This is a genomic window from Streptomyces cyaneochromogenes, assembly GCF_003963535.1.
In the GTDB taxonomy this organism is placed as follows: domain Bacteria; phylum Actinomycetota; class Actinomycetes; order Streptomycetales; family Streptomycetaceae; genus Streptomyces; species Streptomyces shaanxiensis.
This window is the reverse complement of record NZ_CP034539.1, coordinates 3364968-3378791: the sequence shown is the minus strand read 5'-3', so window position 1 is coordinate 3378791 and position 13824 is coordinate 3364968. Positions and strand designations below refer to the sequence as shown.

At 70.1% G+C, this 13824-nt stretch carries 13 protein-coding genes; 8 read left to right on the top strand and 5 right to left on the bottom strand.

Annotated features, from left to right (window positions below):
* Positions 1–56: 56 nt before the first annotated feature.
* The 4 genes from EJ357_RS15085 to EJ357_RS15070 all read left to right on the top strand — a co-directional run bounded on the left by EJ357_RS15085 (position 57) and on the right by EJ357_RS15070 (position 4508).
* Positions 57–773, top strand: a complete 717-nt coding sequence (locus tag EJ357_RS15085) for a FadR/GntR family transcriptional regulator (RefSeq protein WP_228473070.1) — start codon at positions 57–59, stop codon at positions 771–773.
* 263 nt (positions 774–1036) lie between these two features.
* Positions 1037–1447 (top strand): VOC family protein, encoded by a 411-nt coding sequence (locus EJ357_RS15080; protein WP_126392114.1) that lies wholly within the window; start codon positions 1037–1039, stop codon positions 1445–1447.
* A gap of 26 nt (positions 1448–1473) precedes the next feature.
* On the top strand, positions 1474–3879 hold the full coding sequence (locus tag EJ357_RS15075; protein WP_126392113.1) for an ATP-binding cassette domain-containing protein: 2406 nt from the start codon (positions 1474–1476) through the stop codon (positions 3877–3879).
* Between the two features lie 218 nt (positions 3880–4097).
* Entirely contained in the window at positions 4098–4508 is a 411-nt protein-coding gene (locus EJ357_RS15070) for a helix-turn-helix transcriptional regulator (protein WP_126399505.1), read from the top strand.
* A gap of 47 nt (positions 4509–4555) precedes the next feature.
* Here the strand turns inward: EJ357_RS15070 and EJ357_RS15065 are convergent, their stop codons facing one another.
* Together EJ357_RS15065 and EJ357_RS15060 are read right to left on the bottom strand one after the other, a co-directional pair.
* On the bottom strand, positions 4556–5497 hold the full coding sequence (locus EJ357_RS15065; protein WP_126392112.1) for a hypothetical protein: 942 nt from the start codon (positions 5495–5497) through the stop codon (positions 4556–4558).
* Complete coding sequence (locus tag EJ357_RS15060; protein ID WP_126392111.1) at positions 5494–6015, bottom strand: SigE family RNA polymerase sigma factor; 522 nt, start codon at positions 6013–6015, stop codon at positions 5494–5496. Before EJ357_RS15060 ends, EJ357_RS15065 begins: the two co-directional genes overlap by 4 nt.
* Before the next feature lie 103 nt (positions 6016–6118).
* Here EJ357_RS15060 and EJ357_RS15055 point away from each other — a divergent pair, with 103 nt between their 5' ends.
* Positions 6119–6556, top strand: a complete 438-nt coding sequence (locus EJ357_RS15055; protein ID WP_126392110.1) for a protein-tyrosine phosphatase family protein — start codon at positions 6119–6121, stop codon at positions 6554–6556.
* On the opposite strand, the gene bla is transcribed toward EJ357_RS15055, so the two are convergent.
* On the bottom strand, positions 6549–7427 hold the full coding sequence (gene bla / locus EJ357_RS15050) for a class A beta-lactamase (RefSeq protein WP_126399503.1): 879 nt from the start codon (positions 7425–7427) through the stop codon (positions 6549–6551). The genes EJ357_RS15055 and bla overlap by 8 nt on opposite strands.
* A 153-nt stretch (positions 7428–7580) precedes the next feature.
* Between bla and EJ357_RS15045 the strand changes: the two genes are divergently transcribed.
* Positions 7581–8723 carry an abortive phage infection protein gene (locus tag EJ357_RS15045; RefSeq protein ID WP_126392109.1) on the top strand — a complete coding sequence of 381 codons (1143 nt, stop codon included), beginning with the start codon at positions 7581–7583 and terminating at the stop codon, positions 8721–8723.
* Between the two features lie 4 nt (positions 8724–8727).
* Here EJ357_RS15045 and EJ357_RS15040 read toward each other — a convergent pair whose 3' ends face one another.
* Both EJ357_RS15040 and EJ357_RS15035 read right to left on the bottom strand, forming a co-directional pair.
* Positions 8728–10215 carry an alpha/beta hydrolase gene (locus EJ357_RS15040; protein ID WP_126392108.1) on the bottom strand — a complete coding sequence of 496 codons (1488 nt, stop codon included), beginning with the start codon at positions 10213–10215 and terminating at the stop codon, positions 8728–8730.
* 94 nt (positions 10216–10309) lie between these two features.
* Positions 10310–10879, bottom strand: coding sequence for a GNAT family N-acetyltransferase (locus EJ357_RS15035; RefSeq protein WP_126392107.1), 570 nt, complete (start codon positions 10877–10879; stop codon positions 10310–10312).
* 181 nt (positions 10880–11060) lie between these two features.
* Between EJ357_RS15035 and EJ357_RS15030 the strand changes: the two genes are divergently transcribed.
* The gene (locus tag EJ357_RS15030; RefSeq protein WP_126392106.1) at positions 11061–11852 is read left to right on the top strand and encodes an SCO2525 family SAM-dependent methyltransferase; all 792 of its coding nucleotides are present in this window, start codon (positions 11061–11063) and stop codon (positions 11850–11852) included.
* A gap of 121 nt (positions 11853–11973) precedes the next feature.
* Complete coding sequence (locus EJ357_RS15025; protein ID WP_126392105.1) at positions 11974–13824, top strand: SCO2524 family protein; 1851 nt, start codon at positions 11974–11976, stop codon at positions 13822–13824.

Below are 13824 nucleotides of genomic sequence, written 5' to 3'. Positions count from 1 at the left end.
CTGCGGATCGGGCAGACATGGGATGTGGGACGTCCGCTGCGCGTAGCATGCGCCGCATGCCCGGGCAGCCCAGGAACAGCCGTACGTCCGAGGAGTCCAGGAACAGCCGCATCCAGCGCAAGGTCATGCAGCTGATCATCGACCGCAGGCTCCAGGCCGGCGCCCTGCTGCCCACCGAGGCCGAGCTCATGGAGGACCTCGGCGTCAGCCGCAACTCCGTCCGTGAGGCGCTCAAGGCGCTCCAGGCCCTGGACATCGTGGAGATCCGGCACGGCTACGGCACGTACGTGGGCCAGGCCTCGCTGACCCCGCTGATCGACGGGCTGACCTTCCGCACGCTCGCCCGGCACGACCATGACGACTCCGGTGCGCTCGCCGAGATCCTCCAGGTGCGGGAGGTGCTGGAGGAGGGGCTGATCCGGCGGGTGGCGGCGACGGTCACCGAGGGGGAGCTGGACCGGCTGGAGGGGGTGGTGGCGAGGATGGAGGAGGCCGGCCGTGCGGGGCGTTCGTTCCCGGAACTGGACCGTGAGTTCCACGAGTTGCTGTACGCCTCGTTGGGCAACGACCTGGTGCCGCAGCTGCTTGCCGCCTTCTGGACGGTCTTCCGGCGTGTCTCGGGCGCCCGCGGCCGGCCCGACGCGCCGTCGCCCGAGCTCACGGCCCGCCGGCACCGCGACATCGTCACCGCGCTGCGGGCGCGGGACGTGGAGGGGGCGCAGCGGGCGATGGCTGTGCATTTCCGGGGGATCGAGGCGCGGGGGGTCGGCTGACGGCTGGGCCGGGAGGGGTTTCGCCCCCGCCGCCCCTACCCGTCCCGTCCTTCTGTGGGCTCCGCCCCAGACCCCGCTCCTCAAACGCCGGAGGGGCTGGTTTTTCAGCCCGTCCGGCGTTTGAGGACGAGGCCCTTCGGGCCGAAGCGGGGGTCTGGGGGCGGCAGCCCCCAGGGACGGGACGGGTAGGGGCGGCGGGGGCGAGGAAAGAGCGGTCAGGAATCGAGAAGCGCGGCCCCCCACCCGCCGCTAGCGTGACGGCCATGGACATCTCGATTCACGCCAGCTTTCTTCCGCAGGACGATCCGGACGCCGCCCTCGGCTTCTACCGCGACATCCTCGGCTTCGAGGTACGCAACGACGTCGGCTACGGCGGCATGCGCTGGATCACGGTAGGACCGGCCGGCCAGCCGACCACCTCCATCGTGCTGACTCCCCCGGCCGCCGACCCCGGCGTCACCGACGACGAGCGCAAGGTCATCGCCGAGATGATGGCCAAGGGCACCTACGGCGGCATCGTCCTGGCCACCCCCGACGTCGACGCGACGTTCGAGCGTGTGCAGGCCGGCGGCGCCGACGTCGTCCAGGAGCCGATCGACCAGCCGTACGGGGTCCGCGACTGCGCCTTCCGGGACCCCGCGGGCAACATGATCCGAATCCAGCAGCGGGCCTGAGCCACCCACCGGAGGGAGAGCACACGATGAGCAGGGCCAGGGCCAGGGCCACGAGCACGGACGCGCAGCCGCCCGCGCCACACGCCGCCGACAGCCATGAGCTGATCCGCGTGCACGGCGCGCGCGAGAACAACCTCAAGGACGTCAGCATCGAGATCCCCAAGCGCCGGCTGACGGTCTTCACCGGCGTCTCCGGCTCGGGCAAGAGCTCGCTGGTGTTCGACACGATCGCCGCCGAGTCGCAGCGGCTGATCAACGAGACGTACAGCGCGTTCCTCCAGGGCTTCATGCCGAACGTGGCCCGCCCCGAGGTGGACGTCCTGGACGGCCTCACCACCGCGATCACCGTCGACCAGCAGCGCATGGGCGGCGACCCCCGCTCCACCGTCGGCACCGCCACCGACGCCAACGCGATGCTGCGCATCCTCTTCAGCCGCCTCGGCAAGCCCCACATCGGCCCGCCCAGCGCGTACTCCTTCAACACCGCCTCGGTCCGGGCGAGCGGCGCGATCACCGTGGAGCGCGGCGCGAAGACCAAGGCCCAGAAAGCGACGTTCGAGCGCACCGGCGGCATGTGCAACCGCTGCGAGGGCCGCGGCTCGGTTTCCGACATCGACCTCACCCAGCTCTACGACGACTCCAAGTCGCTGTCCGAGGGCGCGTTCACCATCCCGGGCTGGAAGTCGGACAGCCAGTGGACCGTGCAGCTCTACGCCCAGTCCGGCTTCGTCGACCCGGACAAGCCGATCCGCCGGTACACCAAGAAGGAGATGCACGCCTTCCTCTACGGCGAGCCCACCAAGATCAAGGTCAACGGCATCAACCTCACCTACGAGGGCCTGATCCCCAAGATCCAGAAGTCGTTCCTGTCCAAGGACAAGGAGTCGATGCAGCCCCACATCCGGGCCTTCGTGGAGCGCGCGGTCACCTTCACCACCTGCCCCGAGTGCGACGGCACCCGGCTCAGCGAGGGCGCCCGGTCCTCGAAGATCGGCAAGGTCAGCATCGCCGACGCCTGTTCCATGGAGATCCGCGACCTCGCCGAATGGGTCCGCGGGCTCAAGGAGCCGACCGTGGCGCCGCTGCTCACCGCGCTCCAGCACACCCTCGACTCCTTCACGGAGATCGGCCTCGGGTACCTCTCCCTCGACCGGTCCGCCGGCACCCTGTCCGGTGGCGAGGCGCAGCGCGTCAAGATGATCCGCCACCTCGGCTCCTCGCTCACCGACGTCACGTACGTCTTCGACGAGCCCACCATCGGCCTGCACCCGCACGACATCCAGCGCATGAACGACCTGCTGCTGCGCCTGCGCGACAAGGGCAACACGGTGCTCGTCGTGGAGCACAAGCCGGAGGCCATCGCCATCGCCGACCACGTCGTGGACCTCGGCCCCGGCGCCGGCACGGCGGGCGGCACCGTCTGCTTCGAGGGCACCGTCGAGGGCCTGCGGGCGAGCGACACCGTCACCGGCCGCCACCTCGACGACCGCGCCAGGCTGCGCGACACGGTGCGCAAGGCCAACGGCACGCTGGAGATCCGCGGCGCGACCACGAACAACCTCCAGAGCGTCGACGTCGACATCCCGCTCGGCGTGCTCTGCGTGGTCACCGGCGTCGCCGGCTCCGGCAAGAGCTCCCTCATCCACGGGTCCATTCCGGCGCCGGAGGGCGTGATCTCGGTGGACCAGACGCCGATCCGCGGCTCGCGGCGCAGCAACCCGGCGACGTACACCGGGCTCGCCGACCCGATCCGCAAGGCGTTCGCCAAGGTCAACGGCGTGAAGCCGGCCCTGTTCAGCGCCAACTCCGAGGGCGCCTGCCCCACCTGCAACGGCGCCGGGGTCATCTACGTCGACCTCGGGATGATGGCCGGCGTCGACACCCCCTGCGAGGACTGCGAGGGGAAGCGGTTCCAGGCGTCGGTGCTGGAGTACCACCTCGGCGGACGGGACATCAGCGAGGTGCTCGCGATGTCGGTGACCGAGGCCGAGGAGTTCTTCGCGAGCGGCGAGGCCGCGACCCCGGCCGCCCACCGGATCCTGGAGCGCATGGCGGACGTCGGACTCGGCTACCTCACCCTCGGCCAGCCGCTGACCACGCTGTCCGGCGGCGAGCGGCAGCGGCTGAAACTGGCCACGCACATGGGCGACAAGGGCGGCGTCTACGTCCTCGACGAGCCGACCACCGGCCTCCACCTCGCCGACGTGGAGCAGCTGCTCGGCCTGCTCGACCGGCTCGTCGACTCGGGCAAGTCGGTCATCGTCATCGAGCACCACCAGGCGGTCATGGCGCACGCCGACTGGATCATCGACCTCGGCCCCGGCGCGGGCCACGACGGCGGAAGGATCGTCTTCGAGGGCACCCCCGCCGACCTGGTCGCCGAGCGCTCCACCCTCACCGGTGAGCACCTCGCCGCCTACGTCGGCGGCTGACCCCGATGTGTCTCACCACGTCACCGGCCAGGTCCTTCGTCGCGGCCCGCGCCCGGCAACTGGCCCGTTCCCGGGAGGCGGACCGCTCTTCGGGGCGGGCACGGGAGTGGACGGGCCGGGAAGGGGTTGGGGATGATGCGGGTGTGCGATCCAACCACTCCACGCCCGAGGAGCAGCGCCTGCGGACCCTCGCCGCGCTGCGTCGCGTCCGCGACCGGATGGACCGCGAGTACGCACAGCCGCTGGACGTCGAGGCGCTCGCGCGCGGCGTGCACATGTCGGCCGGGCACCTCAGCCGCGAGTTCCGGGCCGCCTACGGTGAGTCGCCGTACGGCTACCTGATGACGCGCCGCATCGAGCGCGCGATGGCGTTGCTGCGCCGGGGCGACCTCAGCGTCACCGAGGTGTGCTTCGAGGTCGGCTGCTCGTCGCTGGGCACCTTCAGCACCCGCTTCACGGAGCTGGTCGGCATGTCGCCGAGCGCCTACCGCCGGCAGGCGGCCGACCCGACGGCCGACACGACGGCGGGGCTGCCGTCGTGCCTGTACAAGCAGGCGACCAGGCCGCTCAGGAACCGCGAAGCGCCGGGCGGCCGTGAAACGCCTGTCGGCGAGCAGCAGGCGTCCTGACGGTCCGGGGGCGCCGTCCCCGGTGCGGCGCCCCCGGACCGCCGTTGTTACGGAAGGGTCCGCTGGTAGTACTTGTCGCCGTCGGAGTCGTAGACCAACTTGCCGTCGGCGTCGTAGCCCTTGATGTGCGGTGCCTCGGTGACCTGCCGGTTCAGCTCGCCGGACGCCACGAAGAAGCCGTCGTCGAGGGCGGCCTCGCCGCTGGAGCCGCCGTAGGAGACCGTCACCTCGGCCACCGACGGCTTGACGATGCCGACCACACCCCAGCGGAACGGCAGTTTCCAGTTGCCGCGGTCGATGATCGACTGCTGGTACAGCTTGCCGGCGTTGGGGTTGACGTACACGGGGCCCTCGTCCTCGATGAGGCCGGTGTCGTCGCCGAAGCCGGAGATGCCCTGGGTCTCACCGTCGATGACGCGGCACATCAGGGAAATCCGCTCCGGGTCCTTCTCCCGCACCGCGACGACGAACATCCCGTCACCGACGGCGTTGGAGTCGCCGGTGCTGCGCATCGCCAGCAGGATCCGGTACTCGTCCGCCGTGCCCCGGCCCGGATCACCCGAGGGCCGCACGCCCCCCGCGTCGTAGGCGAGGCAGTTCTCCAGCCCGTCCGCCGCCTGCTCGAAGGTGATCCCGTCGAACAGCTGCCGTGCCGTGCCCGGCCGCTCCGGCCTGCTCTCCGTCGCGGACGGTGTCGGCGAGGGGGCCCGCGTGGCACTGGCCGAGGGCCTCGGGTCCGTCGCCGTGCCCCCGCCGTTCCCGCCGCCGCCCAGCGCGTACGCCCCGACCGGCATCGCCGCCAACGTCACCAGCGCCGCCCCGGCCGCCGCCACCCGGCGCCGGCGCTCGACCACGCCCTGCCGCCGGATCGCCGGATACGGCGCCGGCGACGGCCTGATCGTGTACGCGTCCTCGGCGAGCAACTCCCGCAACCGCTCCTCGAAGCCCTGCTCGCCCGGCGCGTCCTGCCGCTGCTCCTCGTCGCTCACCTGCCACCTCCCTGCCCCTCCGGGACCCGTGCGAGCCCCGGGAACGTACGCAACTTCGCCAGCCCCTTCGACGCCTGGCTCTTGACCGTGCCGACGGAGCAGCCGAGCATGTCGGCGACCTCCGCCTCGGACAGGTCCTCCCAGTAGCGCATGACCACCACCGCCCGCTGTTTGGGCGGCAGTTGGGCGAGTGCGCCGAGCAGCGCGCCGCGCTCGTCCACGCCCGCGTAGCCCGCGTCGCGCCCCGCCACCTCCGGCGGTGCGTCGGTCAGCGCCTCGGTGACGCGCCGCTTGCGGAACCGGTCGCTGTTGCAGCTGACCAGCATCCGTCGCACGTACGCCTCCGGATTGTCGGCGCGCGACACCCGCCGCCATGACCGGTACGCCTTCGCCAGCGCGGTCTGCGTCAGGTCCTCGGCATGGTGCGCGTCACCCGTGAGCAGATACGCGGTCCGCACGAGATGGGACCACCGCGCCCTGACGAACTCCTGGAACTGGGCCTCTGGTTCGGCCTGCATCAAGCACCCTCCCTCGCCCTCCAGACCACGGATCCTCCGGATTCGGTTGCCCGGTCGGCCGGGCCCCTTTCGAATAGGGGCAATGGAGGAGGACGAGAGGCACATGGAAAGCGAGAAGCCGTGGGACGAGAACGACGCCGGAGTCCTCCGGCTGCCGTCCGGACGCCTGGTCCGCGGCCGGGGCCTGCGCCATCCCCCGGACCCGACGGCACCGACCCCCACCTACGCCCTCTACCTGCTCGGCAGACGACCGCCGGAGGTCCCCTGGGAGTCCCACTGGCTGCGCTGGCCAGACTTCAGGCTCCCCGCCGACCGCGCCGCCGCCCGCACCGCGCTCACCGAGGCCTGGGAGCGGGCCGCCACCGCACGGGTCGAGATCGCGTGCGGCGGCGGCCGCGGTCGTACGGGTACGGCGCTGGCGTGTCTGGCGGTCCTGGACGGCGTACCGGCCGAGGAGGCCGTGGACTTCGTACGGCGCACCTACGACCGGCACGCCGTGGAGACGCCCTGGCAGCGCAGGTACGTGCGGCGCTTCAGGTGAGCGTCTCCGCCAGCAGCTCGGCCGTCTCGACGATCAGGGCGTGGTCGGGCGCCGCGTCCTGCTCGGGCTGCGTCGTCTGGACCACGAGCACGAGCGGGGTGCCGTCCTCGGTCCAGGCGATCCCCGCGTCGTTGTTCGCGCCGTAGAAACCGCCGCCCGTCTTGTCGGCGATCGTCCAGGTCTTCGGCAGGCCGGCGCGGAAGCGGTTGACGCTGGTGGTGTTGTTCAGCAACCAGTGGGTGAGGAGGTCGCGGTCCGGGCGGTTCAGGGCGTTGCCGAGGACCAGCCGGGCGTACGTCCGGCCGATCGCGCGCGGGCTCGTGGTGTCCGTGACCAGCCAAGGCTCCGCCGAGTTGAGGTCCGTCTCCCAGCGGTCGAGACGGGTCACCGGGTCGCCGAGCGAGCGGGCGAAGCGGGTGATGGCGGTCGGGCCGCCGAGCTCGCGGAGGAGGAGGTTGCCAGCCGTGTTGTCGCTGAAGCGGATGGCCACGTCGGCGAGTTCGGCGACGGTCATGCCGGTGGCCAGATGCGCCTCGGTCTGCTTGGAGTTCTCCACCAGGTCGGCCGCGGTGTAGTGGATGCGCTTGTTCAGCACCTCGCCGTCCCGGTCCAGGTCGCGCAGGACGGCCGCGGCGGCCAGGGTCTTGAACAGGGAGCAGATCGGGAACCGTTCGTCGGCGCGGTGGCAGACGGTCCGCTTCGTGGCGAGGTTGTGCGCGAACACGCCCAGCCGGGCACCGTGTTGTTCCTCCAGCGCACGGAGGCGCGCGGAGACGTCGCCCTCGCTTCCGGTGGCATGGGCGGGGGAGGTCGCTAACAAGGCGGCCGCGGTGGCGGCGGTGCCGGCCGTGAGGAGCGTGCGCCGGGTCATCGGGGATCTGGAGGGGGCCAAGATCTTGCTCTCCTTCGCTCATGAGTTCTCGACGATCTCTTCAATGATCGACGCCCCGTCTCATCCCTTGGTTGCGTCGCCGTAGACCATCGGCCGACGGCGCGGCGGGCGCGCGCTCGCCACAGTGGCCGTATGGAGAAGACCAACGGGATCAGCCGGGCACGGTTTCTGGCGGGGGCGGCGGCCGTCGGACTGGCGGGGGCGGTGCTGCCCGCCGGACCGGCCGTGGCGACGGGAGCAGGTCAGCAAGGAGGTCGGCACAGGGGACTGGAACACCGGGGCGTCGTCTACACCGTCGGCGCGGGGGAGACGCCCGGAACCGCGTGGAGCGCGGCCAGGATGCGCCGGGACGTCCGGGTCATCCGCGACGACCTGCACGCCGACACCCTCGACGTCACCGGCGACGGCGTGGAGCGCCTCACCGCCACGGCCGCCGAAGCCGCCGAGCGCGGGCTGCACGTCTGGCTGCAGCCGACCCTCGGCGATGTGCCTGAGCGGGAGATCCTGGAGAGCATCGCCGAGTGCGGCCGGTTCGCGGAACGGCTGCGCAGGCAGGGCGCGAGCGTCGACTTCAGCGTGGGCTGCGAGTTCTGGCTGTTCGTGCCCGGGATCGTGCCGGGGGAGACGGTCCTCGACCGCGTCGCCAACCTCCAGAAGGGCACGGTCGACATGGCGAAGATGCAACGCCGCCTGGCCCGCTTCACCGCGAAGGCGGCGGCGGTCGGCCGCTCCGTCTTCCACGGCCGGCTGAGCTACGCCGCCGCCCAGGACGAGGGCTTCGAGCCGGTGGACTGGACCCTCTTCGACGTGGTCGGCATCGACTACTACTCCTACCACCGCCAACCCGCCGACCACGTCCGCGAGTTGAAGCGCTACCTGCGCTGGGGCAAGCCCCTCGCCATCACCGAGTTCGGCACCTGCGCGTACGCCGGCGCCCCCGAGGCGGGCGACATGGGCTGGTACATCGTCGACTACGACAAGACCCCACCGGAGATCAAGGGCGACCTGGTGCGCAGCGAGCACACACAGGCCGCCTACCTGGCAGACCTGCTGGACGTCTTCGAGTCGATGAACCTCTACGCGGCGATGGCCTTCGAGTTCGTCACCCCGGACGCCCCACACCGCCCCGACAACCCGCGCTACGACCTCGACATGGCGAGCTACGCCATCACCAAGCCGATCAAGGACGACCCTGACAACCCTGCTTCCGGCTGGCACTGGGAGCCGAAGGAGGCCTTCCACGCCTTGGCACACCGGTACGCGCAGTGCCGCTGAGGGGTCACTCGCAGTAGAGGTCCCCGTCGGGCCGTTTCCCAGTCGCCAGGAACCGAGACACCGCACCGTCACCGCACGCGTTGCCATTCTCGAGATACGCGTCGTGCCCGGTGGAGTTGACGGTAACCATGACGGCCCGCCGCCCGTAGGCCTCGCGCAGCTTCAACGCCCCGCTCAACGGCGTCGCCACATCCCGCTCGTTCTGCACGAGCAGAATGTTCGACGGCCCCCGGTCGGTCACCCGCACCGGCGCCTCCTTCGGCTGCCAGGGCCACGCGGCGCACACCATCGCGTTCCTCGGCATACCCGCCGTCAGCGGGGACTTCGCCCGGCTCTCGGCAACGCCCTTCTCGTACACCGCGGCCGACCTCGGCCATGCGGCGTCGTTGCAGATGGTGGCGGCGCTGACCGCGGTGTAGTTCTGCAGCGCCGACCGCGGCGGGGCCGGCGGTGCGGGCGGCAGCGTCCCCTGCTGTGCGGCCAGGATCAGCTTGGCCAGCTTCGGGTAGTCGTCGGGGTCGTAGAAGTTGTCCAGCATGGCCTGGCGCAGGACGTTGCCGTTGAGCTCTTCCGGGTTGGCGCCGGGCCACGGGATCGGCTCGCGGTCGAGCCGCGCGGCGAGGCGCAGGAAGAGCGGCCGCACCTCGGCCGCCGTGTCGGCGAGGCGATACGGGTTGCCGGGCGTGGACGCCCACTTGGCGAACTCGGGGAAGTTGTCCTCGACGCCCGCCTCGAACGACTGGAGCCAGGCGCGTTCCGCACGCACGGGGTCCGGGGCGTCGTTGCTGTCCAGCACGATGCGGTCGCTCCGGTGGGGGAACAGTTCGGTGTAGGCGGCGCCGATGTACGTGCCGTACGAGACGCCCCAGGCGGACAGCTTGCGTTCGCCGAGGGCGGCCCGGATGCGGTCGATGTCGCGGGCGTTGTTCTTGGTGCTGATGTGCTTCATCAGCTCGCCGCCGTTGCGAGCGCAGGCGTCGGACAGGCGTCGGGCGGTGGCGAGGTTCTCGGTGACAGAGCCGTCGGGGGCGGGCCAGGGGAGCAGCTTCGTCCGGGCGAGGTCGTCGTGGTCGGCCTCGCAACTCACGGGGGTGGAGGGGGCATTGCCGCGCGGCGCGAACCCGATGAGGTCGTAGGCGTCGCGCACCGACTGCGGCAGCTTCTGCCCCTTGCCCGAGGGGTCGCCGAGGCTGTCACCGCCGGGCCCGCCGGCGATCAGCAGCAGCGCGCCGCGCCGGGCGGACGGCTTCTCGCTGGGGATGCGGGAGACGGCGATGTCGATCTTCCGGCCGCCTGGGTCGTCGTAGTCCATCGGTACGGAGACGGTCGCGCACTGCTGCCGCGGATCGAGCCCCTCGCCCGCGCACTTCTTCCACTTCGGCTTCGGCGGCGCCGCCGTGTCGGTCGCGGACGCGGTGAGCGGGGTGACGGCTCCGAAGACGACTGCGGAGGCGGCGGCGATCAGGGCGGCACTCTTCGTGATCTGCTTCATGAACAGCAGCCTGACCGATCTTGACGGAGCGTCACATCCTGGTAACTCCCCTATGTTCAGTGGGGTTTACCCGGTGGGGTTAACGGGGTGGGGTTTACCCCCGCCCAGGCCCGGGCCCCGGCCCCGGCCCCATTCCCGACCCCAACCCCAGCACCATGATCAGCCGGTCCTCCCCGGGTCCCAGATAGTCCCGGAACACCCCGCCCTCGGCGGCGAACCCCAGTGACCGGTACAGCATGATCGCCGCGGCGTTCGTCGGCTCGACGGTGAGCCGCACCTCGCGGACCCGCTCCCGACGTAGCTGCCGCAGCACCTCCAGCATCAGCCGCTTGCCGAGCCCCCGGCCGCGCTGGTCGGCGCTGACGGCCAGGCTCAGGACCCAGCACACATAGCCGTCCGAGGTGGTGACGAAGAGGACGTAGCCGTGCAGGCACTCGCCGTCGTCGAGGACCAGGATGCGGTCGCCGTGCACGTCGAGATGCTGGCGGAGCACGAAGTACGGATAGGGGTCGTCGGGGAAGACCTCCCTGTCCACGCGGAGGAGTTCGGGCAGGTCCGCCTCGGTGACACCCCGCATCGTCAGCGGCCGATCGCTGCTGTCGGCGAAGAACGCCTGGTCAGTGCGGCGACCCAGAACAGGGAAACGTTCCTCCGGCACAGCCATCAACTGCCCCCTATGCGATGGAATGGAGTCACTCGTGCGGGTGAGCACCCGTTGCCCGCCGTTTCAGGCGCTCGGTTGGAGATCCGCCCATCTTGAGCAGGGCCAATCCGGCGGTTCAAGGCCGTGACTTGTCTATGCCTCGACGCGCTCCCAGTGCGCCTTCTTTTGGTACCGTGAGTGAATGACCCAGAGATCGTCGGGGGACGCCCAGCTGAACGCACAGGTGCACTGGGCCGAGTTCGACCCGATCGCCTACGTGCAGCACAACTACAGTGTCTTACAGGCGGAGGACGCTGAGATCCTGCACCTGATCCGGGATCATTTCGTCGATCATTTCCGGAAGCAGGGCGGCGGTCCGGTTTCCGGTATCGATGTAGGGGCCGGAGCCAATCTCTATCCCGCACTGGCGATGATGCCCTGGTGCGAGGAGATCACCCTCTTCGAACGCTCACCCGCCAACGTCAAGTATCTGGCGAGCCAGGTCGACGCCTATGACACGAACTGGGACCAGTTCTGGGGCGCCCTGTGCGAGCACGAGGCCTACGGCTCCCTGGGCGCGGACCCGCGTGAGAGATTCCGCAAGGTCGTCCATGTCGAGGAGGGCGACCTCTTCGGCCTGGCACGGTACGAGGGCCGGTGGTCCATGGGGACCATGTTCTTCGTCGCGGAATCGATGACCACCGACTACGACGAGTTCACGCTCGGCGTCGAGCGGTTTCTGCGCGCCCTTGCCCCCGGCGCCCCCTTCGCCGCCGCCTTCATGGAGCATTCGAAGGGTTATCACGCGGGCGAACATTTCTTCCCGGCCTGTGACGTGGGAGAATCCGAGGTGCGTGCGAGCCTTGAGGCATTCGCGCGCGACTTCAAGGTGCAACGGCTCGAATCCGAGGCCGAGGTGCGCGACGGATATTCGGGAATGATCGTCGCCTACGGCTGGCGCCGGAATTCGGACGCGGACATTCCGATCCGCTGACGGATCGGATGCCCGATCCGCTGACAGAACCACTGATCGAAGAATCGTCATGGTGAATCTTCACAACAGAAGAGGGTTATTCCTCAGGTAATGGCAGTGCGGCCTGTGTGAGGGGCATGGGATGCAGATCAAGCCACGCCAGCATCTGCTGGACATCTGGCAGGCAATCGCCCGCCACTCTTTCGACGCGGGAGGGTGGCAATGGGGCGACTGGGGCAAGGAGAGCAGTGTCGCGGACGCGGAGCGGTTGCTCTGCCTGCTGTACCCCGCCACCGAGATCCCGGCGTTCCGGCTGGACGACCCGGACACCACACAGGAGGACGTCCAGCAGGCCCTGAAGCGGGCCGGCGGACGCCTGGAGGTCCCGGCCAGCCTCGTCACGGCCGCGGCCGACTTCATGCGGGCGCACACCGGTGAGGACAAGAGGCCCACCTTCGCCGGGGGCTACTACTTCGGCTCCGCCGACAAGACCAAGCAGCTCACCGAGGAGCAGCGCCAACTCGGCGTCGTCGACTCGTTCTCCATGTCCGTCACCCTGTGCCTCGCCACGCTCGGCTTCCTCAAGGTCTACGAGACCAGGACCCGGCGCAGCGACATCAAGGAGACGATCGCCGAGCTGCGCCAGGACACCAGCAACCGGCTCACCGCCGCCATGGTGAGCCTGCTGCGCTCCTTCACCGTCAACGTCTTCGACACCGACTCCTCGCAGGGCGCCACGCTCTGCGAACTCCTCGGCCAGGGACGGCTGTCGCAGCGCCAGGTGCTCAACAAGTTCCAGTCCCGCTTCCGTTCACTGCGTGCGGCGATCAACGAGAGCGTCTTCCTCGGTATCGACGTCCAGGAAGGCCTCAAGGACGAGAACCAGCTCTTCGAGTGCGGCTGGGCGTGGAGCATGGTGAAGGACGCCCCCGAGGTCGAGACGGACGAACCCATCGGGCCGCAGCCCGAGGGCGTCGCCAACGCGGTGCCGTACCTGTACTTCACCGTGGTCGCCCTCGACGGTATCCAGGACCTGTTCTCCGACCGCACCCTCACCCTCGGCCTGCTCAACACCGAACAGCAGAAGCTCGCCGAGGCGCTCCGACTGCGCTGGGAGCTGACCCAGCAGTACTGGTCCGGCATCGCCCGCTTCGACGCCGACCGCTGGCCCCTGGAGGACATTCCCTGGCGTACGACGGGCCAGAAGCTGGAGTCCGCGTACTTCTCCCTCTCCGTCGCCGCCATCCTCGTCCACGACCTGATGCGGCGCCGGGCCACCGACGACGACCTGACCCGCACCGTCGCCGTCGTGGAACGCCTCGCCGAGCGCGGCCGTATCACCAGCCGGATGACCCGCGAGGACCCCATGGTCCACGAGCTGCACAACGTGGGCGTCGCCCTGCCGTTGCAGGGCAGCGAGCGGGTCGGCCCGCCCATGACGTGGTCCATGACCGACTTCTCGGCGCAGCTGTTGAAACGAACCGTCCAGCTGTGCACGCTGTCGCGCAACCTCGCCTCGCACGACCGGCTGCTCAGGCTCGCCGAGGGCATCTTCGACCACATGTGGAAGCGCCGGATCCGGGAAGGGGAGGGCGTGGGCCTGTGGGACAACATCCACGCGGCCTATCCCGAGGCGGAGATCCACAAGCGGCGCGTACCGGTGTCCTGGAGCATCACCGAGCGGGTCACCGAGGTCATGGTGCAGGCCTACCAGATGTACCAGCAGCCACCGATCCGCAGCCTCGAACTCACCGAGCTCTCCAGGGCGTTGCTCAGTGAGTCGGCCCACCTGCTGGGCAACGAACAGATGGAACCCGCGCCCAAGGACGACGGCCGGCACGGGATGCAGCTCAGGAACATCGAGGTCAAGTTGCGCCGCGCCCGCACCCTCGTGGACGAACAGCCGGGCACGGCCTACGCGTTGACGCTGGAGGTGCTGGGACAGCTCGACGCGCTCGCCCGGGCCCGCGAAGCCGCGGACCGGGGAGTGTGA